This is a genomic window from Ruegeria sp. AM9 (assembly GCF_056540565.1).
Genome location: NZ_JBQFWY010000068.1, coordinates 1 through 517, shown reverse-complemented (window position 1 = coordinate 517; position 517 = coordinate 1). Strand labels below are relative to the sequence as shown.

Genomic DNA, 517 nt, shown 5'->3' with positions numbered 1-517 from the left:
GAGCTTATTCAGGCGCAGGGTGGCCCGAACATCAAACTCGGATTCACTGAGTTGTTTGGTCTTGCTAAGGCCAGCAAGGGGCCAGAAGAACACGAAGTGGTTCGGGAAGTCGTCATAGGTGCAGGAGACGGTATCCCCTGTCAGCAGGTCTTCTGCTTCGAAGGTCTGACCGTCGGTGGCCAGCAAGAACCGCACCTTGTTGCGTTTGGTTTGGGTGGCCTTGCTATCTTTGAGGTCCGTCAGCGTTTGCGGCACGTGGCCCACATCACAGGTCTTCAGGTGGATATGGCCCGATTGCAGGACCCCATCGATGTCGGACTTGTTTGAGGCCCCGCTGCGGAGCTTCTTAATCGCGGTGGCCTTGTTGCCAAAGGCTTCTAGGAAGGCGAAGGGGAACTCGGCCCCGTCAAAGGTGAGTTCTGCAAGTTCCGTGATGGCCTGTTCGATCTCAACTGCGTTCATGACGGCTTGCCCAGAATGCCTTCCACGAGGCCGTTGTACCGCGATGGGTCAAACT

The 517-nt window shown here is 56.9% G+C and carries 1 protein-coding gene; it reads right to left on the bottom strand.

What is annotated here, in order from left to right; all coding sequences use genetic code 11:
• On the bottom strand, nt 1-462 hold a 462-nt coding region (locus tag ACR0DO_RS19630), incomplete at its 3' end, for a type IIL restriction-modification enzyme MmeI (RefSeq protein ID WP_480561128.1).
• Between the last annotated feature and the right edge of the window lie 55 nt (nt 463-517).